Source organism: Streptococcus sp. HMSC056C01, from assembly GCF_001811305.1.
Classification (GTDB): domain Bacteria; phylum Bacillota; class Bacilli; order Lactobacillales; family Streptococcaceae; genus Streptococcus.
Genome location: NZ_KV804192.1, coordinates 171,578 through 197,793, shown reverse-complemented (window position 1 = coordinate 197,793; position 26,216 = coordinate 171,578). Strand labels below are relative to the sequence as shown.

The window sequence follows — 26,216 nt, the reverse complement described above, 5'->3', positions numbered from 1 at the left end:
AAAATAGAGGGGTAGAAAGAAGGTAACATATGTCTAAATTACAACAAATTGTAACATATCTTGAATCAGAAAAGCTAGACGTCGCTGTCGTATCTGACCCCGTCACTATCAATTACCTCACTGGTTTTTACAGTGATCCACACGAACGCCAAATGTTCCTCTTTGTCCTTAGAGATCAGGAACCACTTCTCTTTGTTCCAGCTCTTGAAGTTGAGCGCGCAACAAGCACTGTCTCTTTCCCAGTTGTTGGTTATGTAGACTCTGAAAACCCTTGGAAAAAAATCCAAAATGCCTTGCCACAACTTGATTTCAAACGTGTCGCAGTTGAGTTTGATAACCTCATCTTGACTAAATACCACGGTTTAAAATCTGTCTTTGAAACTGCTGAATTTGAAAACTTAACTCCACTAATCCAGCGTATGCGCTTAATTAAGTCAGCTGACGAAGTACAAAAGATGATGGTAGCAGGTGTCTATGCAGACAAGTCTGTCAAAGTTGGTTTTGACAATATCTCTCTTGACAATACTGAAACTGATATTATCGCACAGATTGATTTTGCCATGAAACGCGAAGGCTATGAAATGAGCTTTGATACTATGGTCTTGACAGGTGATAACGCTGCAAATCCACACGGTATTCCTGGAGCCAACAAGGTTGAAAACAATGCCCTTCTCCTTTTTGACCTCGGTGTAATGGTCAATGGTTATGCATCAGATATGACTCGTACAGTCGCTGTTGGTAAACCTGACCAATTCAAGAAAGACATTTACAACTTGACTCTTGAAGCCCAACAAGCTGCCCTTGACTTTATCAAACCTGGTGTCACTGCGCATGAAGTAGACCGTGCTGCCCGTGAAGTTATCGAAAAAGCAGGTTATGGTGAGTACTTCAACCACCGTCTCGGTCATGGTATCGGTATGGATGTCCACGAATTCCCTTCAATTATGGAAGGAAACGATATGGTTATCGAAGAAGGCATGTGCTTCTCTGTTGAACCTGGTATCTACATCCCTGGTAAAGTCGGTGTCCGCATCGAAGACTGTGGTGTTGTGACAAAAGACGGCTTTGACCTCTTTACAAGTACCAGCAAAGATTTGCTTTATTTTGATTAAAAAGTATATTATAAAAAAAAATAAGATGGAAAAGCTTAACTTTCCATCTTATTTTTTGATTTGATAATAAATTTTATCAGCTCTATAACCTTTTCGTTCAACTGCATTTGGAATCGTCTTCCAAAAAGTCATACCCGCCTTTTCCATAACACGACCAGATGCTGGGTTTAGACTTACATAGCAAGCATCAACCTCTTCAAATCCAATCTCATCTAGACAGTATGATAAAACTGCCTTCAAGGCTTCTGTCATGAGTCCTCGTCCCCAGTAGTCCATCCCTAAGATATATCCAATCTCACAGCTAGAGTTTTCTTCATCCACACTAACAAGACTGATATCTCCAATGGTATGGTCTGAATTTTCTTTAAGACAAATGGCCCATTTGTAGTAATTTGGATCGTCATAGGATTTTACCCAATTGCCAATAGAATTTTGAGTCTGTTCAACATTCAGGTGTGGATTCCAAGTCACATAAGTCAGATTTTCTGAGCGTGAAGCCCAATTATCAAACATGGCTTGAGCATCACCTTCCACAAATCTCCTCAGTATCAAACGTTCTGTCTTAATAGTTTGTGTCCCTAGTGCTTTCATAATGGTAACTCTCTTTCTATTTGAATGTTCAAGCTAAAAAGGTCCACTGGACCTTCTTAGCTTTCTTATTTCTAGGCTCGGGGTAAAAACACTACACTCATAAACATTGAGAAAACAACAGTTTCCTCTAATTTCATGACGCAGTCGCTGTCTGGCTTGAAATGCACTTTAGCAAGTTTTTTCAAGCCTAGTCAGCCTTGCGGGGGTGAGACAAGGAAAATCGAACTCTTCGAGTTACCGACCTGCCTCGTTTCCCTATTCCTAGATTCGGGGTAAAAACCTCCACTGGAGGTTATTCTTGCTTTCTAATTTCTAGGCTCAAGGTAAAAAGGTCCCCCGGACTTACTCTCACTTTCTTATTTCTAGGTGAGAGGGTAAAAACCTCCACTGGAGGTTTTTACTCCCAAAACTTATCAAATACGGTGATTGGTAAGTGGCGTTTGTGTTGGCCTTTGTACCACCATTTTTCAATGGTGGCTTGGGCTTCTGGGCTGACTTGCTTTCCTTCGAGGTAATCATCAATTTCATTGTAAGTGACTCCCAAGGCTACTTCATCTGCAATGCCTGGTTTTTCTTCTTCCAAATCTGCTGTTGGGATTTTTTCATAGAGGGCTGGATCAGCTCCAAGTTCCTTCAAAAGCTGTTTTCCTTGGCGTTTATTGAGGCGATAGAGTGGGAGAATATCTGCACCACCGTCACCAAACTTGGTAAAGAAACCTGTGATATTTTCCGCAGCATGGTCTGTCCCGATAACAGCTCCGCTATGAGCACCTGCAAGGGCATATTGGGCAATCATTCGGCTACGAGCCTTGATATTTCCTTTGTTAAAATCGGAAACAGGACTGCCTGTTGCTTCTACTGCTGCCGTCATAGCATCAGCAGAGTCCTTGATATTCACTACCAGGCTCACATCTGGCTGGATAAAAGCTAGGGCTTTTTGGGCATCTGCTTCATCAGCTTGCACTCCATAAGGCAAACGAACAGCGATAAATTTATAGCTGTCGTCACCTGTTTCTGATCGCATTTCTTCCATGGCTAATTGAGCCAAGCGTCCTGCCAAGGTCGAGTCCTGTCCCCCAGAAATTCCTAAGACAAATGTCTTTAAAAAAGGATGTTTTTTCAAGTATCTTTTCAAAAAGTCAATCGAACGACGGATTTCTTCCTGGGCATCAATCACTGGTTTAACCCCCAGTTCTTGGATAATGGTCTCTTGCAAACTCATTCTTCTTCTCCTTCACCTAGAGCTTCCTTACGCATTTTATCAATCAAGTCCATCTTGTCCTGCCATACATCACGAGCCAAGTCGACAGGGTAATGTTGTGGGTTAAGAACGCGTTTGTATTCGTCCCAGAGCTTGTCAAATTCCTTACGAGCATAGGCTTGAATTTCAGGCAGTGTTGGCAAGTCATAGACCAGTTTACCATCCTTAAAAATATCAACCAAGAGAGGAACAGCATCAAAATTACGGACAGTTTTCTTGATGTAAGTATAGGTTGGATGGAACATCTTGATTTCAGTCATGCTAGCAACATCGACACCATCATAGGTAATGTAGTCACCTTCTGACTTGCCTTTTTCACGACTGGTGATGCGCCAAACTTGTTTCTTCCCTGGCGTTGAAACCTTCTCTGCATTGTTTGAAAGCTTGATGGTATTGCGCATATGACCGTTCTCATCTTCGATGGCAACAACCTTGTAAACTGCTCCAAGTGCTGGTTGGTCATAAGCAGTGATGAGCTTAGTCCCTACACCCCAGACATCAATCTTAGCTTTTTGCATTTTGAGGTTAAGGATGGTATTCTCATCAAGGTCATTTGATGCATAGATCTTAGCATCTGTAAATCCTGCCTCGTCCAGTTGTTGACGAACTTTTTTAGAAATATAGGCGATATCTCCAGAGTCAATACGGACACCAAGGAAATTAATCTTATCACCAAGTTCACGCGCAACCTGAATTGCTGCTGGAACACCGATCCGAAGAGTATCGTAGGTATCCACTAGGAATACACAGTTTTTGTGCGTTGAGGCATAAGCCTTGAAAGCCTGATAATCATTGCCATAGACTTGTACCAAGGCGTGAGCATGAGTCCCTAGAACAGGAATACCGAAGAGCTTACCAGCACGTACATTACTAGTTCCATTGGCACCACCAATGACAGCGGCACGAGTTCCCCAGATAGCTGCATCCATTTCTTGAGCACGACGTGTACCGAACTCCATCAAAGGCTCATCTTCAATGACTGAACGAATACGAGCCGCCTTAGTCGCAATCAAGGTTTGAAAGTTGACGATGTTCAAGAGAGCTGTTTCAACCAATTGACACTGAGCCAAAGGACCTTCCACTTGAACAATCGGTTCATTGGCAAATACCAAATCCCCTTCTTGAGCAGAACGTACAGTCAATTCCAACTTGAGATTACGGAGATATTCCAAGAAAGCACCATGATAACCAAGTGACTCCAAATAAGCAATATCGCTATCCGAAAAACGCAAATTTTCAAGGTATTTCACAATTCGTTCCAAACCTGCAAATACAGCATAACCGTTTTTGAAAGGTTGTTGGCGGAAATAAACTTCAAAAACTGCTTTCTTGTTATGAATGCCTTGGTCGAAGTAAACTTGCATCATGTTAATTTGATACAAATCAGTGTGCAAAGTTAAACTATCATCTGGGTACATATACTGTCCTTCTTCCCTATTTGTAAAAAGATGAAAATGTTTCTTCTTTTCTCATAAATTAGTACTATTATAACACATTTTCTCGATATTGATAAAAAGCTAACAAGCTATTCCATGCTCTCGAGTTCATCCATATCTTTTTCATACTTTTTCTGAGCCCATTCACCATAACTTTTTAATCCTAAGTTTCCAATAAAGACCCAAGGAAGATAAAGGAGATATGTAATGACCCATGCATAAATATACTTAATATGAAGAGGGTTGTGCTGATAAATTTCGATATTGAACTGGTAGTTCTGTAGCATCAAGGTAGCTGTAATCACTAGAGTTAATAATAGGCAACCTAAAATTGTAAAATGAAAACGACTATAGTAGGTCACACCTAGACTTCGAGCACGGTTGAAAAAGTAAAAATTCCCTATGATTATAATTACGAGAAGCATGCTAGGATTAAAAAGGCTTGGTGCTAACACTGATATGAAATAAGCTAGAAACAATAATCCGATAGAAATATGAAAACTCTCTGCACCAGCTTTATGAAGTTGTTGCTCTTCTCTTTCATCTAATAATTGATAATAATAAAATCTATTTTTCATCTTCTTCCTCCCAAAATAATTGGTCTAAAGTTTTGCCTAAGCATCTGCAAATGGACTGGCAAAGGGAGAGACTAGGATTATATTTCCCAGCTTCTATCAAACCGATAGTCTGTCTAGTCACACCTACAGCTTCTGCCAAGTCACCTTGTGTCATATCATGCTCTACTCGAGCTAGTTTTAATTTTAAATTCTTAACCACTTCTTACCTCCTCCTTAATTTTAAAAGTCGCGCTTCTTCTAAGTTCATTATATCATATAGTTTATATTATGCAATATATATCTGTCAATTTGTACGATTTTTTTAACAAGAAACTCTCTACCAGCTAAATGATAGAGAGTTTTCTGCTTATTCAAATTTTTTCAAAATATCTACAACGTCACTTCTCTGTTTGACTTGATAGGCTCTGATTCCTAGACTTTCAGCCATCTTAGTGTTGTCTGCTATATCATCAAGAAAGACACAATTTGCTGGATTCAACTGATATTTATGGAGGATTTCTTCAAACATTTTTCGATCAGGTTTGATAGCCTTGATATCACAGGAAAGAACAAAACCATCTAAAATCTTTTCTAGAGGTGCTAGTTGATCTTTCAATAATTCATAAAAAACTGGTGAGGTATTAGATAGAACAAAAATACGATGGCCATTTTTCTTTAAACGTGCAAGAAGCGGAAAGACTTCCGTGTAAATATCGATATAGGCAGGCCAGTTCCAAATGATTTCTTCAACCTTTTTCTGATAGCAATCTCCTAACAGGGAAAGAACGTTATCAACCAATTCTTCTCGAGTCAAGGTCCCCAGGTCCAATCTTTCCCAGAGTCCCGACTGAAAAATAGCCTTGTCTAAAATTAGATAATCTTTCTGAGTTTTAGCTACAGCCTTCAAAATCTTATCCTTGTTCCATTCCAGTAGAACATTACCCATATCTAGTATGATATCCATTAACTCACCTCCATTATGAAGTGCCACTCTCTTCAATCGTTCATTTTCCGTTTACAACTCTTTTTGATAATAGTGCCTTTGTCCAGTATACGGATAGTCTTTTAAGGTAAAGACTTCCTTGTAGCCCTGCTTTTGATAAAAGGCTGGCGCTTGAAACTGATAGGTATTCACAAAAGCAAAGCGACAGTTTCTCTTCTTAGCTTCACTCTCTGCTTGCTGCAATAGTTGGGAGCCGAATCCTTGTCCTCGCAAATCCTCTTTCACAAATAAATACTCGATTTCTAGCCAATTTCCAAAGGTCTCTGCTACTAAACCAGCCATGAGTTGACCGCTATCATCTTCGACATAAAGGTTAAGTGGCTCACTTTCAGCTGCTTCTCTCTTAGAACGATTATAGGAGCGAATCAAATTCCCTATTTCCTGTGATTTCTGAGTCTCTGTATTATCCAATCGAATGTGCATCAAAACCTCCTCGAAGATACTTATAGCTTGATTATAGTCTTATTACCAAGAGCTGTCAAACTAGAAAACTCATCAACCTAAGTTGATGAGAGTAAAACTTATTTTCTAAATTTCCATTGGCTATAAATACCAAATGCGACAATCCAGATAGCTGAACCTCTAGCTCCCATTACAGTTGATTCTTGTAAGAAGAGTGTTCCAAATACAAAGATAAAGAAGAGCATGGTCAGAGGATTTAGCAAGCGGTATTGAGGCATGAGATAGCCATTTGCCATAAAGTCTTTAGACTTGCGATACTTGAGATGGGCTACCATAATCAAGATGTAGATGGCGATATAAACACCTGATGAAGAAGCTGTAATCAAAGCAAAGGCATCTGATACGCCAGGAAGTACATTGATGAAGGCTGCAAAACCAATCAATACGGCAGAAGCAATGATTGCATTCTGAGGAACGTTGTGACGTGAGAGCGTGTCTGCCTTAATAGCTTTCAAGAAACGATTTGGTGAATCATGGGCAATTTGGTACAAGTGACGACCTGTTGAGTAAAGGGTTGAATTCAAGGCTGACGCTGCTGAAGTCAAGACAACAAAGTTAATTAAAGCTGCAGCCCACTTAAGACCAACAAGTTCAAATACCGTTACAAATGGTGAATCTGTCGCAGAAAGCTCACGCCAAGGAATAATAGACATGATGGCTAAGAGAGCTCCACCGTAGAAAAAGATAATTCGCAAAGGAATTTCCTTAACAGCCTTAGGCAATACTTTTCGAGGATCCTTGGTTTCAGATGTTGTAACACCGATAAACTCAATCATCAAGTAAGCAAAGAAAACCATCTGGAAGGCCATGACAAAGTTCATACCTCCATTTGGGAAAAGGGAGAAGTGTTCACTGATATTAGCAAGACTTGCTGAACCATAAGGCGTTTCAAAGCCAGTCAAAACTAGAAAGACACCTGTCGCAATCATGGCAAGAATGGCCACGATTTTGATCATAGCAAACCAAAATTCTACTTCACCAAAGATTTTAACGGCAATCAGATTGACCAATCCCAAAATTGTTAGGAATACAACCTGAATCAACCAAGATGGCCAGGATGGAAACCAAAACTGAACATAGTGAGCAATAGCCGTGATCTCAGCCATACCGATAAAGACTACTGAGAGCCAGTATGACCAGACTGAGAAGTAACCCCAGCCCTGACCAAGATAACGCGTGATAAAGTTGATAAAGGTATGTTGCTCCGGATCTTGGTACAACATTTCCCCGATAGCACGCATCATAAGATACATAAAGCCACCCGTAATCATATAGACCAAGACGATTGACGGACCTGTCAAACTTATAGAGCGACCAGCCCCTAGAAACAGTCCCGTTCCGATTGTTCCTGCAATCGCCATAACCTGAACATGACGATTGGTTAACCCACGTTCCATTTTATTTTTCTTTTTGTGCTTATTTTCTGAATTCATATAGTCTCCTCTAGTTTTTAGAATTAAGAAAAGGAGTGATGGGAAGCGCTTTCCCTGTATCTACTCCTTCTTTTCATTCCTATTAAACTGTTTTTTCTACTTTTAAGATTTTAACATCATAGCTTCCTACAGGTGTTTCAATCGTAGCGGTATCACCTGTTTTCTTACCAATCAAGGCTTGCCCAATTGGGCTTTCATTTGATACTTTACCTGCAAAGGCATCTGCACCCGCTGATCCCACGATGATATATACTTCTTCGTCGTCTTCACCAATTTCTTGGATTGTTACTGTTTTCCCGATAGCAACTTCATCTTGAGCAACCGCATCGCTATTGACAATCTCAGCATAACGGATTTTTGTTTCCAAGCTAGAGATTTGTCCTTCAACAAAGGCTTGCTCGTCCTTAGCTGCTTCATACTCACTATTTTCTGACAAGTCACCGTATGAACGCGCAATCTTGATGCGTTCTACAACTTCTGGACGACGAACTAGTTTCAACTCTTCTAATTCTTTTTCGAGTTTTTCCTTTTCTTCAAGGGTCATTGGATATGTTTTTTCTGCCATTTTTCTCAACTTTCTTTTGATTAAATTTAAATTTCTTTAGGTAGTAAAGCAAAATTATGTGGTAAACCACATAATTTTACAATGAAGACAAAGTCTTTTTAAAGCTTTCCTTAAATGATTTTAGTCAGTATCGACCTTTTAAAATTTGTGCCTAAACCGAATGATTCTATCACTTCTAGACTCAGGTTCAAATAAGAGGTAAGTTTTTACTTTCGCAATTTCCGAACGCTTAAACTTGTGGATTTCAGGCGTTTCTGATCATAGCGGAAAGACTGGTAGGACTTGCTTTGATGAGCGTGAAAAGAAGAGATTCTTTTCTACATTCACGGATTTAATAGCAAATCTTGTTCTAAGAGTTAGTTTGAACTACTTGATTGTGTCAGTTTACTGTTAACATGCTCTGCAACGTTTCGATCATGTTCTTCTCGTGTCGTTGCAAAGTAAACCTTGCCATCTTGTACATTAGCTACAAAGTAAAGATAGTCGCTCTTAGTTGGATTGATACTTGCTTCAATTGCATCCAGACTTGGACTGTCTACTGGGCCAGGCATTAAGCCAAGGTTTGTATAAACATTATATGGTGAATTGATTGTTGTATCAATTGCTGCATCATCTGCCAAGCTAATATTTTGTCCTAGCTTACCTTCTGCATAGAGAATAGCAATATTACTTTGGAGCGGCATACCAAGGTTCAAACGATTATAGAAAACTCCAGCGATCAGTTTGCGATCATCAGTTTTCAAACCTTCTTTTTCCACAAGTGATGCGATGGTGAGGAGTTCATTCACTGTCAAGTTCTTTTCTTTGATTGCAGTGTAATGTGCTGACAAGTTTTTGTCCATAGCTGCCACCATTTCATCAATCAAGCTTTCAATAGTTGTGCTTTCTTTGATAGCATAAGTTGCTGGGAATAGGTATCCTTCTAAACGATAACGAACACCACTTTCTTTAGTTGGTAGACTTTCGAGAAGGGTTGGATACTTAGCAACTAATTGAGAGATGAAGGTTTCATCTTGCACTTTTGCCAAGAAGGCATCTGCAGTTAAAGGTTCTTTAAAGTCTCCTTGAAGCTGACCAACTGTTTGTGCGATTTGATCAAGGGTATAACCTTCGGGGATTGTAAGATTTGCAAGTGCAACCTCTTGAGGTTGAGGTGTTCCACCCTTTTGCAATTCTTTGATGATATCATCTGTACTCATGCTCTTTTGCAAATTATAGTAACCAGATTTTAGATCAGAGTAGTCTTTATACTTAGCATAAAGGCTAAAGATAAAACCATGTTTTACCAATCCAGAGTTTTCTAAGGTATCACCAATTTGCTGAAGATTAGCCCCTTCTGGAATCTGAACCGTGACATACTGTTTTGAATTTGCATCAACCGATTGGAGTGCAGATTCGACATAACGGTAACCAAAGAATCCACCCACACCTAGTAAAATCAATAAAACAAATACTGTTACGAAAAATCCTTTCAAGCGTGATTTTTTCTTTTTCTTGATTGGTTTCACTGATTCTTTACGACTTCTTCTAGGAAGTTCCGTTCTAGTTTCAACTGGAGCAACTGGTTCTTGACTTGGAGTTTCTTTTGCAAGAACTGTTGGTTTCGGTTGAGGTTTAATATTCTTTCGAGCAGGACTTGGTTTGGCCTGATTCGTACGATAAGAAACTGGAATCCTTGTCGAAATAGCATTGAACTCTCTCTCTTCTTCCACTGGTTGAGCAGGTTCAAGAGGCTTGACAGGTTGAACAGGTTCTGTCGTTGGTAGAGGATCTGGAGCTACAGTTGGCTCTGAAGCTACAACTGGTTCTGGAGCAACAGAAGTTTCAACTGAATCATCTTGTAAAACTGGACGTGGTGGAACTGCTGGAGCATTAGCAAGCAATTCATCCACTAAAGAAACAGAATTGGCCATCAAGTCTTCTACCGAAGGCTCTTCCACTGGTTTTTCCGCTTCTGAACTATTACTTAAATTTGAAAACAAATCATCGTTGCTACTTTTCGTATTTGAGAGGCCGTCTTCTCTTTTTAATCTTTCTAAATCTCTTAAAATTTGTTCTTTAAAACTTAACTTTTCTTCTTCTGGAGAATTTTCGCTCAAAGGTGTTACCTCCTTGTTGATAATCCATAATATTATATCTTAAAAACTAAAGAAAAGCAACCATAGATGCCTTTCTGATGCCTAATTCGTGTTTTCCCAGACCATATCATACCATTCTTCACCAGCAAAAGTCGACTTGGATTTTCCTTCATTCACAAAACCATGTTTTTCATAATATCCAATAAGATAGTCATGGCAGGTTAGATTGATTCCCTCACGCTCATGCTTAAGAGCTACCTCTTTCAATGCTGCCAGTAGTTTTTTTCCCAATCCTAGAGATTGAGCTTTTTTAGCTATAGAAAGACACGTAACAGATATATAACCACCTGCTCTATGACTGTGATCTTGTATGTCTTCTGTAAAGGACTGGTCTTGTAAATGTCGATGAGGGACTACTGGTCCCTCAATATAGCCTAGTATTTCCCCCTCTTTTTCAGCCACTAAAAAACTGGTCTTAATTTCCTTCAGATGAGCTTCAAAAACAGGACGAGGAATGGCTTCTTCAATTGAAAAATTTTCTAGTTCAATTTCAAAGATACGATCTAAATCTGTCAATCTAGCTTGTCTAATAATCATATTTCCTCCTGATAATAGGGATTCTGCCATCGCATGAGAAAGTCAACTTCACTGCTCCTTTCTCCATCTACGATCCCCTGTTCTACAAATCCATTCATTTCAAAGTAGGCCAGCAACTCATCCTCACAAAGCAGATAAATACCTGGTCTATCTTGCTGACGGGTAACTTCCTTCAAAGCTGCTAGCAACAAAGTTCCAAAACCTTGCCCTTGGTAATCGGGATGAACAGCTAAATCTTCAAGGATGATTGAGTTCTCATTAATGAATTCCTCACCTCCAATCTCAAGCATCCATTTTCTTAAAGAGGGAATAGGAAGTATCGTCGCAGTGATATAAGCAATCCCTTGATCATCCAGGCTAGCTAAGAGAAACGTACCCGCATGGTTGCGGATACGTTCTTCTATTATTTTTCTATTCAATATTTCTAGGGAGCTTGAAATACTTTCTTGTATCAAGTAAATCTGATCAATATCTGATTGCTGAGCTTCCCTGATTTTAATTGGAAATTCCATGATCTTCCTTACTGAACATTGCTTGTCAAATTAGACAAGAGACGTTCGAATGAATATTCATAAGTTTGGATATCGCCAGCTCCCATGAAAACATAGACAGCATTGTCATGGTCTAGGAGTGGAGAAACATTTTCAACTGTGATAACTTGATGTTTCTTGTTGATTTTATTGGCAAGGTCTTCTACCTTGACATCACCATGGTCCACCTCACGAGCTGAACCGTAGATTTGTGCGAGGTAAACTGCATCAGCCTGATTCAAGGCTTGGGCAAAATCATCCAACAAGGCAATTGTACGAGTAAAGGTATGTGGTTGGAAAATTGCCACGATTTCCTTGCTTGGGTATTTTTGACGTGCAGCATCTAGCGTCGCAATGATCTCAGTTGGATGGTGAGCAAAGTCATCGATGATAACCGTATTATTAACAACCTTTTCTGTAAAGCGACGTTTCACTCCACCAAAAGTCTTCAAGTGTTCACGCACTAAATTCAAATCAAAGCCAGCAGTATAAAGCAAACCAATCACTGCTGTGGCATTCATGATATTGTGGCGACCGAAAGTTGGAATGTGGAATTGACCCAACTCTTGACCACGGAAGTGAACGGTAAAGGTTGAACCTGTTGTAGAACGAAGCAAGTCACTTGCTACAAAGTCATTACCTTCTGTTTCAAAACCGTAATAATAGATTGGGGCATTTGCTGTAATCTTACGCAACTCAGCATCTTCACCGTAAACGAACAAGCCTTTAGTAATTTGTTTGGCATAATCATTGAAGGCGTTGAAGACATCTTCCAAGCTTGTGAAATAGTCAGGGTGGTCAAAATCGATGTTAGTGATGATAGAGTACTCTGGGTGATATGGCATGAAATGGCGCTCATACTCGTCTGATTCAAAGACAAAATACTTGGCATTTGCAGAACCACGACCTGTACCATCTCCGATCAAGTAGCTAGTGTCAGTAATGTGTGACAAGACGTGAGAAAGCATCCCAGTCGTTGACGTCTTACCGTGTGCACCAGCAACTCCCATGCTGATAAAGTCACGCATAAAGCTACCAAGAAACTCATGATAACGTTTGTAGCTGATACCATTTTGGTCAGCATAAGCAATTTCAACATTGTTATCTGGACGGAAGGCATTACCAGCGATAATTTCTAAATCTCCTTGAAGATTTTTTTCATCAAAAGGTAAAATTGTAATTCCTGCTTGCTCTAGTCCACGTTGTGTAAAGTAGTACTTTTCAACGTCAGAACCTTGCACCTTGTGCCCCATTTGATGTAACATCAAAGCCAAGGCACTCATACCTGATCCTTTGATTCCGATAAAATGATAGGTTTTTGCCATTTTCTTCCCCTCTATTCGCTCATTCTAGTCAAGTTAAGCTCTTGGGCCACTTGACGTTCTTGTTCTTTTTGTTTACTTTTTTTGTTATAAATTTGGCTTTTCTTTAAAAAGTCATAATTGTTTTTCTTGGAATGACTTGTTTCACCATCTGAAATTGGATGTTCCACTTGAGAAACTGTTTCTGCCAAAATATAGTGAGACTGACCTAACTTCTGACTATATTTCGCAAATTCTCCTGGATTTTCTTTTTGAAAAGGTGCTGTCGGTTGATTTGCTGGACGCACATTGCTTGTCTTCGGTTGACGTCTCGTATGACTTACATCCTGAGTCAAATATCGAGCCGAGCGCTTCTTTTTCAAATCCGCGCGCGCTTCTTCACGCGCTAATTCAGCATAGGATTTTTCTTTTTTCTCAATCGGTTTTACAAGAGGCTTTGCTTCCTCTTGTTTTTTGTCTTTAGTGATTGGAGACCATTCCAAGTAGTTTTTATCTTGGTAATCACCTTTTATATTACTGATGAAATCAGACTCATCATAGAGATTCATAACTGGCATTTCTGTCAACATGACTTCATCATCTGCCACTATTGGAAATCGTTTTTGTGTCATATTTATTTCCTTTCAATACACCATTATAGCGTAATGTCTTGATTTTTCAAGTATAGGCTCATGAAATCCCTAAAATTTCTCGTATTTCAGCTAGACTCAGACTACCACGAGACTCTGTTCCATCCAAGATTTCAGAAACAAGATTTTTCTTTTTCTCTTGTAATTCTTGAATCTTTTCTTCAATTGTACCTCGAGTCACAAGGCGATAAACTTCAACAGCTTGCTCTTGCCCCATACGATGGGCGCGACCGATAGCCTGCGATTCAACTGCAGGATTCCACCATAAGTCTACTAAAATGACTGTATCGGCACCAGTGAGATTGAGACCGACCCCGCCGGCCTTTAGAGAAATTAAAAATACATCGCGCTCCCCTTGATTAAAGGCTTTGGTCATCTCTTGACGTTCTTGTGAAGGAGTTGAGCCCGTAATTTTAAAGGAAGTCAAGCCTAAGTCAGGCAGCTCTTGCTCAATCCGATCCAGCATACCTCTAAATTGTGAGAAAATAAGTACACGGTGTCCACCTTCAGCAATCTGAACCAGCAAATCTCGTAAACTATCCAGCTTTCCGCTCTCTCCTTGGTAGTCCTCCATAAAGAGCGCAGGCGTATCACAAATCTGACGCAGACGCATGAGTCCAGTCAAAATTTCGACGCGATTTCGTTGAAATTCCGAATCGCTTACCTGTCCCAAACGTTCCTGCATCTGTTGCAGTTGAGCAAGATAGATAGCTTTTTGTTGATCCTCCAGTTCATTCTTATAGACAACTTCAATCAAGTCAGGCAACTCTGTCAAAACCTCTTCTTTCTTACGTCTCATGACAAAGGGTTTGATAAATTGAGCCACTCTCTCAGTTGATAGTTTCATAAAATCCTTCTTAGCAGGTAAGAGACCTGGTAAGACAATCTGAAAAATCGACCAGAGTTCTCCCAGATGATTTTCAATCGGTGTTCCTGATAGTGCAAAGACAGATGGAACCACAAATCGTCGCAAACTTTGAGCAATCTTCGTTTGTGCATTTTTCATGACTTGAGCTTCATCTAGAAAAAGAAAATCAAAAGATAAGTCTCGATAAATTTCACTATCTTGACGGAAAGTAGCATAGCTTGTCACATAAATCTGATGATTTTCTGCCAAAATTGACTCTCGATGAGATTTTAAGCCATGCACGACCACGACATCCAAATCTGGAGCAAACTTTTGAAATTCATCAGTCCAGTTATAGATTAAGCCAGACGGAGCAAGGATTAGGACACTAGTATCTGCTTGAACATGACTACTTAAAAAGGCGATGGTTTGCAAGGTCTTCCCAAGTCCCATATCATCTGCTAAAATCCCACCAAAGCCATAATGGTGAAGCATCTGAAGCCACTGAATTCCCTTTTTCTGATAGTCTCTAAGTTCTGCTTGGATATTCAGCTCTTTCATCGGAAAATCTTCTGGATGCGTCAAATCATGGGCCAGATTGCGAAATTCTTCGGTGAAAGAAATTTGATCCTGATCCTTAAATAGATGAGATAGGGTATAAGCTAGGGATTTACGAGCTCGAAAAGCTCCATCTTGTAGGTCCTCTATCCCTAATTCTTCTAAATCCTGACGGATACGCTTGGTCTGATCATCGAAATAGTAAACCTGATTCGAAGAGCTGATGTAATAATCCTGCTTCTCAACTAGCGCTTTCATCGCTCGATCGATTTCTTCTTGATCTATATTTTGAAAATCAAATTGAATTTCTAATAGGCTTCCCTTGGATGAGATGTGTACTTGAGGCTTCTGAACCTGATAGAGATCTTGCAAGCTCTCAGAAATCTTTAATTCTCCAAGCGCTTCAAAAGCTGGTAAAACCTCCTGAAAGAAGGTATGAACTGCATCAGCTTTCAAACTTTGACGCCATGAACGAAAATCTGCTTCAAATCCAGCAGATAGAGCCAACTGAAAGACTTGCTTCTCCAGTTGAATATCACTAGCAAAAGGAAGACTCTCCAGTTCATTGCGATTTGTTACTAAGCAAGTTTCATACTGAAACTGCATATCCAAACGAATAGAACCATCCTCTTCTCCTTCCATGTAGAAAGAAGGACGGAAAGACTGAATTTGAAGCGCATCAGGGGATTTTACCTCTCCTATGTCTTTAAACTGCGACAAGGTCGAAGCTAAAAGATCTCGATCACTAGTATCAAATTGTAAAATCTTTCTACCACCTTTATCAATAGGGACTTTTTTTAATTTTTCTATAAGTCTAGCTTGTTCTTTAGACAGAAGATAAAATGTACCTTTAGTAAACAAGACTTGTCCCTTATAAAACGAATTAAGTCCTACCTGTTGAAAAATTTCCATCTCAAAATAGTTGGACTTTTCTTCAATTTGAAAGGTAAACAAACCTGCTTGACCATCAAAATCTTGAAATACAAGGTGGTGATAATTCGAAATCTGATGGTCAAATTGAAATGCATCTAAGCCCATCAGCAGACTAACACCCTGCTCAAAAAAAGACAGTGGGAAATAGAGATGACGACCTTGATTCTGGAAAAAGAGAGTATCCCCTGCTTCATCTTCTAGAAGTCCCCGAAGGAAATCCAGAACAAACTGACTACTTTCATCAAAACGACGAATATTCAAGGAAGTTTCATATAACTTCCCAATCATATAGGGTTTGCTAGTTTCTAAAACCTTCAGAAAAAGGGGTATATCTCGGATTACATAGAATTTCTGTGTCTGGATAAGACCGACTCTCAAAGTCCAAATAATGCGATTAGTCCCTGCTTCCACCTGACCTTGAGCAGACAACTGATAGATTTCAGAAAGACTAGGAATTTGGACAGATTCTAAAAACTTTCCTCCAAAAGTAACCTGAGTTTCGACTTTTTCCTTTTTTTCGTGCACATTTTCCAGATTTTCCAAAAGTTCCTTACCAATGTGATCGTTTTTCAGGTAATGCTCTAGTGCTGCCAGATGCACACAAAACCCTCTTTTTTGGAAAAAATCACAAGCACAAAAAACCAAATCATCATCCAGGCTATAGCGAATTTCTTCATCTGCTACACGCGCATAGAGACGATGGTCTTTCTCTTTGATAATTTCAATCTGACTAGTTTCGTAGAGTTGAGCTCCCTCCATTCGAAGCTTCCCTGGAATCAATTTAGCCATATTTTCCCCTTTACTTTATCCCTTAATTATACCACATTTCTTCTTACGAAAATAGCCTTCTCAGAAGAGTTCTCTTCTTGAAGGCTAATGGTTAAAGTTTCGTAAATGTTGAGATGATTCGTTGGCAAACTTCTTCCAAGACAGATGTCGGCATGGCTACATTTAAGCGAGCATGGAGGGCTCCTTCTTCACCAAAGTCCAAGCCCCTATTCAAGATAACCTTGGCTTCATCTCTTAAGAGACTTCTTAGCTCTTCATCGCTAATATCATAGGCTGAAAAATCAAGCCAAATAAGATAGGTTCCTTGAGGTTTCATGACCTTGATTTTCGTTTCTTTACCAAACAAATCCACTACATAATTGATATGCTTCTCAATCAGTTCTTTGAGTTCTGTCAACCAATCCTCCCCATAGCGATAGGCAGTTTCTGTTGCTAAATATCCCAAACCTGAGATTTCATGTTGATTATTGGCTAGCTGACGTTTTTGGAAAGCAAGTCTCAACTTTGGATTCTCGATAATAGCGTAAGAATTTTTCGTTCCAGCAATGTTAAAGGTCTTGGTAGCACTGCTTAAAATCAATGAAAATTCTTTAAAATCTTCATTTACCGTATTGAATGACTGGTGTTGATTTCCAAACAAGGCTAAATCTTGGTGAATCTCATCAGATACTAGCAAAACTCCATGTTTTTGACACAGTTGTCCAATCTTTTCCAAGACTTCTTTCTCCCAAACCCGTCCACCAGGATTATGAGGATTACAGAGAACGTAGAGCTTCACATCCTCTTCGATAAAATCTTTCTCCAATTGATCAAAGTCAATCTCAAAAAGTCCATCTTTTTCTACTAGAGAGTTGGTGATTAATCGACGATTGTTGAGCTTAATGCTCCGAGCAAAAGGAGGATAAACCGGTGTGTTAATCAGAACCGCTTCACCTTCTTTGGTAAAGGCTTGAATGGCTGTTGAAATGGCTGGTACTACTCCTTCGATAAAGACTAGAGCATCCTTATCAAAACGATAACCATGGTGTTTTTCTTCCCAGTCTTGAACGGCTTCAATCAAACCATCACTAGCATAGGTATAGCCATAGACTAATTGCTCCGCATAGTCATGGACAGTCTGACGAATCTCAGGTAAGACTTCAAAGTCCATATCAGCAATCCAGGCCGGCAATACTTGACGGTCAGTCTCTGCTTCTTTCCATTTATAAGTATGATGTCCAAAACGATTGGGCAAAGTCGTAAAATCATATCTTCCCATAGTCTTATCCTTCCAAGGCTTGACGCAAATCTTCAATCAAATCTCTAGCATCCTCAATACCAATAGACAAGCGCAAGAGGTCATCGGTCAGTCCATAAGAATGACGAACCTCTGCAGGAATGTCTGCATGGGTTTGAGTGGTTGGATATGTAATTAGACTTTCTACACCACCCAGACTTTCAGCAAAAGAGAATACTTTCAAAGTATTTAAGATATGAGGGATGCGCTTCTCATCTGCCACTTTAAAGGAAATCATTCCCCCACGACCTGTATACAAAACTTCTTTGACTGCAGGTGATTGTTCCAAAAAGGCTACGATTTCCTGAGCATTAGCTGTTGAGCGCTCCATACGAAGTGACAAGGTCTTGAGACCACGAATCAATTGATAACTATCAAATGGTGACAAGACAGCCCCTGTCGTGTTGAGATTGTAAAAGAGTTTTTCGTACAAATCAGCATTATCTGTCACAACTACACCAGCTAGAACATCATTATGGCCTGCAAGGTATTTTGTCGCCGAATGAAGGACAATATCTGCTCCATCTTCAATTGGACGTTGGTAAATCGGGCTATAGAAGGTATTGTCGACGACAACTTTAGCATCCTTAGCATGAGCTAATTGAGCCAATTTTTCAATATCAAATTCCAACATCAAAGGGTTGGTTGGCGTTTCGATATAGAGTACATCCACATCCTTTTCTAGCTCGGCAATTAGTTCTTCTTCTGTGTTAGCATAGGTAAAGTGGAAACGTCCTTCCTGCTCCACTTGATTGAACCAGCGGAAAGAACCACCGTAAAGGTCACGGACAGCCAAAACCTTGCTTCCTACTGGAAAAACGCTAAAGGCTAACACAATCGCAGACATACCTGAACTAGTCGCCAAAGCATAGTTGGCTGATTCAATAGCTGCCAAAACTTCCTCTGCCTTGCTACGAGTTGGGTTTTTGGTGCGGGTATAGTCAAATCCAGTTGATTGACCAAATTCTGGGTGCTGATAAGTCGTTGAAAAGTGAAGTGGTGTAACCAAAGCACCTGTTGCCTCATCAGACTTGATCCCTGCTTGTGCTAAAATTGTGTTGATGTGAAATGATTTACTCATACAATACCTCCAAATCTATAGTAACTATTGTACCACTTATTTTGTATCCTTCGTTTTCTTGTTTTCAAGAGCTAGTTATAGTTTCAAACTATATAAAAACGATAGCTTCTTAAGAAACTATCGTTTTTCCTGTTGAATAGACTGATTATTTAATGTGTTTAGCTAATTCTTCTTGGGCTTTTTTATTAGATTCTTCTTTTTCTTTCAGCCATTTTTGTCTAGCTTTTTCATACTCATCAGCCGTTACAGTCTTATCTTGCAACTTGAGGTACTTGTATGATTCGACACCCTTATTTCCAGCTTGTGAGAATGGCGATGAGAATGGAACTGTCTTTCTCAAGGTCGGTGTTCCACCCTGAGAAACGTTTGGAATAGCAAGGGCGCTATCAACGAGCCAAGCTTGAACTTCAGCATATTTTTCATAACGTTTTGCTGGTTCTTGCTCCTTGTTCGCTTCTTCTAGCATTTGAGTGTAAGTATCCAGACCAACTGCCTTAGCCTTGTCATTTACCTCACCTGGTTCTAGACCAATGTTTTGCAACATACCACCGTTATTGACATTTAAGATATCAAGATAACTTGATGGATCCAAGTAGTCCGCACTCCAACCGCCATTATAGATATCAAAGTCTTTTTGAGCTGCAGTTTGAGCGAGGTAGCCAGAATTATCGTAATCATCTGTTGATAATTGTTGGATATCGATAACCACATTCTCAGCTCCTAGAACAGATTCGATGGATTGTTTCAAAGAGCTTGCTTCAAGTACGCCTTTTTTAGCTGATTGGTCAACTGTTACATCCAAGTGGATTGGGAATTGCACACCCTTAGCTTCCAATTCTTTCTTGGCTTCCGCAAATTTAGCCTTAGCCTTTTCAGGATTGTAGTATGGGTCTTGCGCATCTGCAAAGTTGATTCCTTGCCATTCTTGGCCATAGTTGACCATCTTTTCTGAAACAACATCACCAAAGTCTTTTCCGTTGATGCTTACAAATGTAGGAGGTACAACTAGGTTACGAATAATCTTCGTTGCTCCGTCTTCCCCTTGAGATTGAGCTCCATAGGCTGTACGGTTATAAGCATAGTTAAAGGCTTGACGGAAGTTTTTATTCAGAACTGCTTCTTGAGTTGATTTCTTTTCGATATCTGAGGACTTAGAAGTGAAGTTATAAGACTTTCTGTCCAAGTTGAAGTTCAAGTAATAAGAAGTTGCATTTTGCATACTATAGATGATGTTATCCTTGTTCTTCTCTTTAATTCCTTCAAAGCTTGAGCTATTTGGATAGAGACGTGCGTAGCTGTAGACTCCTTCTACAAAGTTACGAGCTAGTGCATCTTGGTCACTACCATCATAATAGGCCAATTTCACATCATCTACAAAGACATTTTTTTCATCCCAGTAGTTGGGATTTTTCTTGAACTCGATGACAGATTTTGAAACAAAGGATTTCATCAAGAAAGGTCCATTGTACAAAATACTAGAAGGGTCTACCTTACCAAAGTCGTCCCCTTTTGATTTCAGGAAGTCTGCATTGACAGGGAAGAGAATGGTTGATGTTGTTTTAGAATTCCAATAAGATTCTGGTCGTGTCAAAGTGTACTGAACTGTTTGGTCGTCAATCGCCTTAACACCGACAGTTGAAAAGTCAGTTGTTTTTCCGTTGATATAGTCACCCAAACCAGCAACAGAATCTTGTACGAGGTACAAAGCTTCGGATTTTTTATCAGCTGCATATTTCAAACCAGTTACAAAATCTTGGGCAGTTACTGGAGCATATTCTTCACCTTCAGAGGTATACCACTTAGCATCTTTACGAAGTTTATAAGTGTATGTCAAACCGTCCTGAGAAACACTCCAGTCCTCTGCTAAGGATGGAACGTAGTTACCGTATTGGTCATTTTCCATCAACCCATCTACCAAATTGGTAACGATGTCATTGGTTGTTGCACGATTTTCTGCAAGATAGTTCAAACTAGACGGATCGCTAGAATAGACATAGTTGTATGTCTTTGTAGAACTAGCTGAGTTGCTACAAGCCGCCAAGAGTAGACCGGCACTTAGGGCAAGGCCTGCCAGCGTCAGATATTTTGCCTTAGACTTTTTCATTTCCAGAACCTCCAAATTTAAATATTTGTATCATTATACAGCTATTGTTTTTTTTAGTCAAGTGATTTTATCTATTTTTTACCAAATTATAGATTTTTTTCTACTAATTTTATGTTTTATCCTATTTTTAAATAAAAAAATGAACAATTTGAACTTTTCCGGATAGAAAAGTTCAAACTGTTCGTTTTATTTATAAACTATTATGATAATTTCAAACGTGCTCGCAACTGGTCAGCTTTTGCCTGACCAATAACCTTATCCAAAAGTCGAGTATAGAGAGTCATGAATCCATAGAGCCCGCCACCGATAGTACCGATTATAGCAACATAGATGAAACTCCAGAAACGTCCACTTGGTTGGAATACAAATCCTATCATCCATTGTAAGAAGCCTACCAGGATAAACATGACTAAAGTCAAAATTGTGACTAAAATTGTTCTCTTCAGAATAATCTTTCGACGTGCACCTGTCACCTCACAGATATCTCGGTACATCAAGACATTTGGAATGATGAGACCAATTGTCGTTGAAATGAGGGGACCATAACTATGGAAAATCGCAATTGATGGTAATTGAAGAACAATCTTAGCAATTGAGCCATAAACAAAATACAAGACTGCTTTACGATTACGAAACATAGCTTGAAGCATCGGTGACAAGACCATGTACAAACCAAGAATAGTTGACTGTAAGACTGCAAAAACAAACAAGCCCATCGCCAAACTATCTGGCTTACCATAAAAGACTGTATAGAGAGGTTCACCAACCATGACTACTCCAACAGTTGCTGGAAGTAAGAATAAGAAGAGCATGGTGATACTATCTTGAACGAGACGAGAAGCCGCTGGCAAATCCCCCTTGACATAGTTCTCTGTCAAGAGAGGTAGCCCAACGCTACCAATCGAAACTCCAACCGAAATCAAAATCATGGTGATTTTATTAGGATTGGCGGAGAAATAAGAAAACATGACAACCAAGTCTTCATTACTGTAGTTGGTAAACCACTTCATACTATTGATAAAGGTCATTTGGTCCAAGATTTGGAAAAGCTGAATAGCCGAACCAGTCAAGATAAACGGAATTGCTTCCTTAATCGTATCAACCAAAAGACTCTTACTGTCAATCTTATCTCGTGTTTCAAAAACTTTTTGGAGCAATCCTTCCTTATAAAGGAAATAAAGCAAGACTGCAAAACTAGCTACCATTCCCACAAAAGCTGCAAAGGTAGATTGGGTAACAGCTGATAGATAATCCTTTGAACCGAGCTTCATGATGATAAAGGTTGCTAAGAGCATCCAAATGACACGGATAACCTGCTCAGCAATTTGACTCATGGCATAGGGCTTAAGATTATTCATCCCTTGGAAAAATCCACGGATAACACTCATAGACGGGAATATCAAGACAGCCCACGCTAGACTTTGCATAATGGGGATCAAGTCCTTACCGACTCCAGAAAGGTCCGCCAACCAAGGTGCAAAGAGGTATAAAATCAAGGCAAAGGCAAGTCCTAGCACAGTCATAAAGCCTAAGAAGCTCCGAATCAGGGCAAAACTATGCTCTTCCTCATGCATGGTATTGTATTTAGCGACCTGCTTAGCGACCGCTACCGGGATACCTGCTGTTGAAATCAACAAGAACCAGGCGTAGATATTGTAGCCCATGGTGAAGAGGCCATTAGCCTTAGCTGCATAAGTCCCCATCCAGATATACCAAGGGATGATGTAGATGGCCCCGAGCAGGCGACTGATAAAGTTACTAGCCGTTAGCCAGGCAGTCCCTCGTAACATCTGGGCCTGCTGATGATTATTTTCGTTAGACATAACTTCCTCATTCAATTTTAATAACTAGGAAATGTTCCTTATCTTCCATTATAAACTTTTCCTTGTTACTTGTAAAATTCAGACTTTCGGTTTACAATAGAAAGTATGATAAAGATTGAAAACGTATTAGATATTTTAAAGAAAGATGATCTCTTCCGTGAGATCATCGACCAAGGACATTACCACTACAACTACAGTGATGTCGTTTTTGATAGCATCTGCTACGATAGCCGAAAAGCACAAGAAAATTGCCTCTTTTTTGTCAAAGGAGCAGCCTTCAAAAAAGAATTTCTCCTTTCGGCAATCGCACAAGGGCTTGGTTGGTATGTAGCAGAACAGGACTATGAAGTCGGTATTCCCGTTATTGTCGTTAGCGATATTAAGAAAGCCATGAGTTTGATTGCCATGGAGTTTTATGGCAACCCTCAGGAAAAATTAAAATTACTTGCTTTCACTGGTACTAAAGGAAAAACTACAGCAGCTTACTTCGCCTACAACATCTTAAGTCAACAACATCATCCAGCTATGTTGTCAACCATGAACACGACTTTGGACGGTAAGACTTTCTTTAAATCTGCTCTAACAACTCCTGAAAGCATTGATCTCTTTGATATGATGGCTCAAGCAGTTGATAATGGAAGAACCCACCTTATCATGGAAGTATCCAGCCAAGCTTATTTGGTAAATCGAGTGTATGGTTTAACTTTCGACGTGGGAGTTTTTCTCAACGTCACACCAGACCATATTGGTCCTATTGAACATCCAACCTTTGAAGATTACTTCTACCACAAGCGTCTCTTGATGAAAAATAGCCGAGCAGTTGTCATTAATAGCGATATGGACCACTTCTCTGTTCTAAAAGAACAAGTTGAGAACCAAGAGCATGACTTCTACGGTAGCCAGTCAAATAACCAGATCGAAAACTCCAAAGCCTTTAGCTTCTCAGCTACTGGTAAATTAGCAGGAGACTATGATATCCAGTTGATTGGACATTTCAACCAAGAAAATGCAGTCGCTGCTGGACTTGCCTGCCTTCGTTTAGGTGCTAGTCTGGAAGACATTAAAAAAGGAATCGCGATAACTCGTGTCCCTGGCCGCATGGAAGTCCTCACTCAGAAAAATGGCGCAAAAGTTTTCATTGACTACGCCCACAATGGTGACAGTCTTAAAAAACTAATCTCAGTGGTTGAAACACATCAGACTGGAAAGATTGCTCTAGTACTTGGCTCAACTGGAAACAAGGGAGAAAGCCGTCGTAAGGACTTTGGACTTCTTCTCAATCAGCACCCTGAAATTCAAGTCTTTCTAACGGCTGATGATCCAAACTACGAAGATCCAATGGCTATTGCAGATGAAATCAGTAGCTACATCCATCATCCTGTTGAAAAGATTGCTGACCGTGAACAAGCTATCAAGGCTGCGATGTCTGTTACAGGTCAAGAACTGGATGCTGTCATTATCGCTGGTAAAGGAGCTGACTGCTACCAAATCATCCAAGGTAAGAAAGAAGACTATCCAGGTGATGCAGCCATCGCTGAACGTTATCTATAGTAAATTTAAAGAAGGCTAGGAAATTTCCTAGTCTTCTTCTATTATTTTATAAAGATGAGTCTTTCTTTATCAAATTCTACAGTCAACTCATATTTTCCATCTTCATTTTGAACGATATAACCTAATAAGACTAAACTATCAACAAAGATATCACGTCGTTTCTGCATGAGTTGATCTTTTTTGAGGAACTTGAGTAAAAAGGTAGTCATGTACTTGAGGGCATACTCAGGATTGACATCCCCTAAAATTCCGTAGAGCGCCTGCTGTTCTTCCGTCAAAGGATACTGATGCTTGACCTTATAAAAATAATTAGACAGTGTCATCTTTTCTCTTGCAAAATCGGTATATTCTTTTAAGATAGCTGCATTGGTTTGATTGCGCAATTCGGTCTGAAAATCTTTCTCCAGGATTTCTTGATAGATTGGGCTATCATCTCTCACAAAGACTTCTTGGTCCAGTTCAAGAGATTCTGTAGATTCTAGAAAGGGAAGATTGAGATAATAGCGTTTGTTTTCTCTCAAAATCAAACCCGCCTTAATGTATTCCTCCAAGAGCTTGTCAACTGCGACCTCTGGAAACTGAGCCTTGATTTCACGGAGGATAACATCATCATGCTGATCAAGATAGTCTACCAAATCTCTAAAGAATGGTTGTCGCGTCAAACGAGATGGATTAAAAATCTGAATCATGAAGATTCCTTTCTTTACAAACTAAAAGTGGTGATGCTGCTAATTGACTCGGGTTAGTGCCGGACTGATTCAGAGGTACAGGAAGCCCCAAATCTCGATAATATTCTCTCCAGAAATCACCAATCTCCTTCGTCCCATCCCCAAACTTCATGGGAATGGTCTCGAAAATAGGAAGAATTTCTGCTACAAACTGAGAACAGTAAAAACCAGCTCCGTTGGGATAAAAGGAAGCATTGTAGGGAGCCCCTAAAAGGCTCTCTGCCAGCTTCTTGACTCCTTTCCTATCGATTTTCGGATAGCTATAGAGGTCATATACTTTCCCGTCTTCAAAAAAATCTTCAGATAATTGTGCAATGACACCACCTTCAACCGTTGCATGATAAACCTGTCCGTCCAAAAAGATGGCCACATGGCTATAGTGACCAGTAGATTCCTGGATGGCCTGTCCTATATCCGAATCATCTTTCACAAAAATCAAATCGCCATTTTCTAACATACTTCTCTCCTAGCAAAAAAGGAGCCGAAACTCCTTTAGCTATATGGAAAACATCGTTTTCTCGTGTCAATCTCCAGTCAAATAATTACCATTTAAATAATTCATTAACTATATTCCAAGAATCACTCTAGCTGAAAATAATAAAGTAGCACCAAACTTCCAAAAGACAGAGCTAAGTAGAAGATGCCTATTTGCAATCCATACAAATGCCAAAAACTACCACTAACTAAAATAAAAATCGACGTCTCAGCAATGAGGCGATGCCATTTTTTAAAAGCATGTGGAGATTTTGGCGCCATATATCGTGCCCATAATAAGATTAATAGAACTGCTATAAGAAAAAATAGGAATTTTTCCTGCCAAGAAATTTGTATTACAGACACGGAGAAAAGACCAAGGATTGCTACAAACTCAACCAAAAAGCGTAGCCCTTCAATCAATCGCATCATGCTATCACCTTCTATAAATAGTCAAATTAACAGTTCCAAATATT

The 26,216-nt window shown here is 39.7% G+C and carries 24 protein-coding genes; 2 read left to right on the top strand and 22 right to left on the bottom strand.

The genetic code is table 11. The features are described 5' to 3' along the window. Positions 1 to 29 precede the first annotated feature (29 nt). Complete coding sequence (locus HMPREF2795_RS03475) at positions 30 to 1,112, top strand: M24 family metallopeptidase (protein ID WP_000040944.1); 1,083 nt, start codon at positions 30 to 32, stop codon at positions 1,110 to 1,112. Positions 1,113 to 1,160: 48 nt separating this feature from the next. Here HMPREF2795_RS03475 and HMPREF2795_RS03470 read toward each other — a convergent pair whose 3' ends face one another. The 19 genes from HMPREF2795_RS03470 to HMPREF2795_RS03380 all read right to left on the bottom strand — a co-directional run bounded on the left by HMPREF2795_RS03470 (position 1,161) and on the right by HMPREF2795_RS03380 (position 22,987). Next, positions 1,161 to 1,703, bottom strand: coding sequence for a GNAT family N-acetyltransferase (locus tag HMPREF2795_RS03470; RefSeq protein ID WP_000645370.1), 543 nt, complete (start codon positions 1,701 to 1,703; stop codon positions 1,161 to 1,163). 397 nt (positions 1,704 to 2,100) lie between these two features. Beyond that, a complete protein-coding gene (gene nadE / locus HMPREF2795_RS03465; protein ID WP_000058042.1) occupies positions 2,101 to 2,925 on the bottom strand; it encodes an ammonia-dependent NAD(+) synthetase in 825 nt (274 codons plus the stop codon). Continuing rightward, entirely contained in the window at positions 2,922 to 4,382 is a 1,461-nt protein-coding gene (locus HMPREF2795_RS03460) for a nicotinate phosphoribosyltransferase (protein ID WP_075228245.1), read from the bottom strand. The genes nadE and HMPREF2795_RS03460 overlap by 4 nt, the downstream gene beginning before the upstream one ends. A 107-nt stretch (positions 4,383 to 4,489) precedes the next feature. Next, the gene (locus tag HMPREF2795_RS03455) at positions 4,490 to 4,978 is read right to left on the bottom strand and encodes a DUF6773 family protein (RefSeq protein WP_075228244.1); all 489 of its coding nucleotides are present in this window, start codon (positions 4,976 to 4,978) and stop codon (positions 4,490 to 4,492) included. Next, positions 4,968 to 5,177, bottom strand: a complete 210-nt coding sequence (locus HMPREF2795_RS03450; RefSeq protein WP_061862855.1) for a helix-turn-helix transcriptional regulator — start codon at positions 5,175 to 5,177, stop codon at positions 4,968 to 4,970. The genes HMPREF2795_RS03455 and HMPREF2795_RS03450 overlap by 11 nt, the downstream gene beginning before the upstream one ends. A 147-nt stretch (positions 5,178 to 5,324) precedes the next feature. Then, positions 5,325 to 5,921: an HAD family hydrolase gene (locus tag HMPREF2795_RS03445; RefSeq protein WP_075228243.1), complete on the bottom strand. Its 597-nt coding sequence runs from the start codon at positions 5,919 to 5,921 to the stop codon at positions 5,325 to 5,327. A 51-nt stretch (positions 5,922 to 5,972) separates the two neighbouring features. Beyond that, complete coding sequence (locus HMPREF2795_RS03440; RefSeq protein ID WP_075228242.1) at positions 5,973 to 6,383, bottom strand: GNAT family N-acetyltransferase; 411 nt, start codon at positions 6,381 to 6,383, stop codon at positions 5,973 to 5,975. A gap of 98 nt (positions 6,384 to 6,481) precedes the next feature. Further along, a complete protein-coding gene (locus HMPREF2795_RS03435; protein WP_075228241.1) occupies positions 6,482 to 7,855 on the bottom strand; it encodes an amino acid permease in 1,374 nt (457 codons plus the stop codon). 82 nt (positions 7,856 to 7,937) lie between these two features. Further along, positions 7,938 to 8,420 carry a transcription elongation factor GreA gene (greA, locus tag HMPREF2795_RS03430; RefSeq protein WP_000818756.1) on the bottom strand — a complete coding sequence of 161 codons (483 nt, stop codon included), beginning with the start codon at positions 8,418 to 8,420 and terminating at the stop codon, positions 7,938 to 7,940. Between the two features lie 356 nt (positions 8,421 to 8,776). Next, on the bottom strand, positions 8,777 to 10,519 hold the full coding sequence (mltG, locus tag HMPREF2795_RS03425; protein WP_075228240.1) for an endolytic transglycosylase MltG: 1,743 nt from the start codon (positions 10,517 to 10,519) through the stop codon (positions 8,777 to 8,779). 81 nt (positions 10,520 to 10,600) lie between these two features. After that, positions 10,601 to 11,095, bottom strand: coding sequence for a GNAT family N-acetyltransferase (locus tag HMPREF2795_RS03420; RefSeq protein ID WP_075228239.1), 495 nt, complete (start codon positions 11,093 to 11,095; stop codon positions 10,601 to 10,603). Then, a complete protein-coding gene (locus HMPREF2795_RS03415) occupies positions 11,092 to 11,607 on the bottom strand; it encodes a GNAT family N-acetyltransferase (RefSeq protein WP_075228238.1) in 516 nt (171 codons plus the stop codon). The genes HMPREF2795_RS03420 and HMPREF2795_RS03415 overlap by 4 nt, the downstream gene beginning before the upstream one ends. A gap of 8 nt (positions 11,608 to 11,615) precedes the next feature. Next, the gene (gene murC, locus HMPREF2795_RS03410) at positions 11,616 to 12,950 is read right to left on the bottom strand and encodes a UDP-N-acetylmuramate--L-alanine ligase (protein WP_001140867.1); all 1,335 of its coding nucleotides are present in this window, start codon (positions 12,948 to 12,950) and stop codon (positions 11,616 to 11,618) included. A gap of 11 nt (positions 12,951 to 12,961) precedes the next feature. After that, a complete protein-coding gene (locus HMPREF2795_RS03405) occupies positions 12,962 to 13,558 on the bottom strand; it encodes a divisome accessory protein ZapJ (protein WP_000192399.1) in 597 nt (198 codons plus the stop codon). A gap of 58 nt (positions 13,559 to 13,616) precedes the next feature. Next, on the bottom strand, positions 13,617 to 16,703 hold the full coding sequence (locus tag HMPREF2795_RS03400; RefSeq protein ID WP_075228237.1) for a pilus expression-regulating Snf2 family helicase: 3,087 nt from the start codon (positions 16,701 to 16,703) through the stop codon (positions 13,617 to 13,619). Between the two features lie 91 nt (positions 16,704 to 16,794). Continuing rightward, entirely contained in the window at positions 16,795 to 17,961 is a 1,167-nt protein-coding gene (locus tag HMPREF2795_RS03395; RefSeq protein ID WP_075228236.1) for a MalY/PatB family protein, read from the bottom strand. A gap of 4 nt (positions 17,962 to 17,965) precedes the next feature. Then, positions 17,966 to 19,060 (bottom strand): cystathionine gamma-synthase, encoded by a 1,095-nt coding sequence (locus HMPREF2795_RS03390; RefSeq protein WP_075228235.1) that lies wholly within the window; start codon positions 19,058 to 19,060, stop codon positions 17,966 to 17,968. A gap of 145 nt (positions 19,061 to 19,205) precedes the next feature. Beyond that, on the bottom strand, positions 19,206 to 21,164 hold the full coding sequence (locus HMPREF2795_RS03385) for a peptide ABC transporter substrate-binding protein (protein ID WP_075228234.1): 1,959 nt from the start codon (positions 21,162 to 21,164) through the stop codon (positions 19,206 to 19,208). Between the two features lie 200 nt (positions 21,165 to 21,364). Further along, positions 21,365 to 22,987 carry a putative polysaccharide biosynthesis protein gene (locus HMPREF2795_RS03380; RefSeq protein WP_075228233.1) on the bottom strand — a complete coding sequence of 541 codons (1,623 nt, stop codon included), beginning with the start codon at positions 22,985 to 22,987 and terminating at the stop codon, positions 21,365 to 21,367. Between the two features lie 105 nt (positions 22,988 to 23,092). Here HMPREF2795_RS03380 and HMPREF2795_RS03375 point away from each other — a divergent pair, with 105 nt between their 5' ends. Then, positions 23,093 to 24,538: a UDP-N-acetylmuramoyl-L-alanyl-D-glutamate--L-lysine ligase gene (locus HMPREF2795_RS03375; RefSeq protein ID WP_070459105.1), complete on the top strand. Its 1,446-nt coding sequence runs from the start codon at positions 23,093 to 23,095 to the stop codon at positions 24,536 to 24,538. 41 nt (positions 24,539 to 24,579) lie between these two features. Here the strand turns inward: HMPREF2795_RS03375 and HMPREF2795_RS03370 are convergent, their stop codons facing one another. The 3 genes from HMPREF2795_RS03370 to HMPREF2795_RS03360 all read right to left on the bottom strand — a co-directional run bounded on the left by HMPREF2795_RS03370 (position 24,580) and on the right by HMPREF2795_RS03360 (position 26,172). Continuing rightward, positions 24,580 to 25,227, bottom strand: a complete 648-nt coding sequence (locus tag HMPREF2795_RS03370) for a DUF1803 domain-containing protein (protein WP_070459103.1) — start codon at positions 25,225 to 25,227, stop codon at positions 24,580 to 24,582. Further along, positions 25,211 to 25,723, bottom strand: coding sequence for a YiiX/YebB-like N1pC/P60 family cysteine hydrolase (locus HMPREF2795_RS03365; protein WP_070459100.1), 513 nt, complete (start codon positions 25,721 to 25,723; stop codon positions 25,211 to 25,213). Before HMPREF2795_RS03365 ends, HMPREF2795_RS03370 begins: the two co-directional genes overlap by 17 nt. 122 nt (positions 25,724 to 25,845) lie before the next feature. After that, a complete protein-coding gene (locus HMPREF2795_RS03360; protein ID WP_070459097.1) occupies positions 25,846 to 26,172 on the bottom strand; it encodes a DUF2568 domain-containing protein in 327 nt (108 codons plus the stop codon). Positions 26,173 to 26,216: the final 44 nt, after the last annotated feature.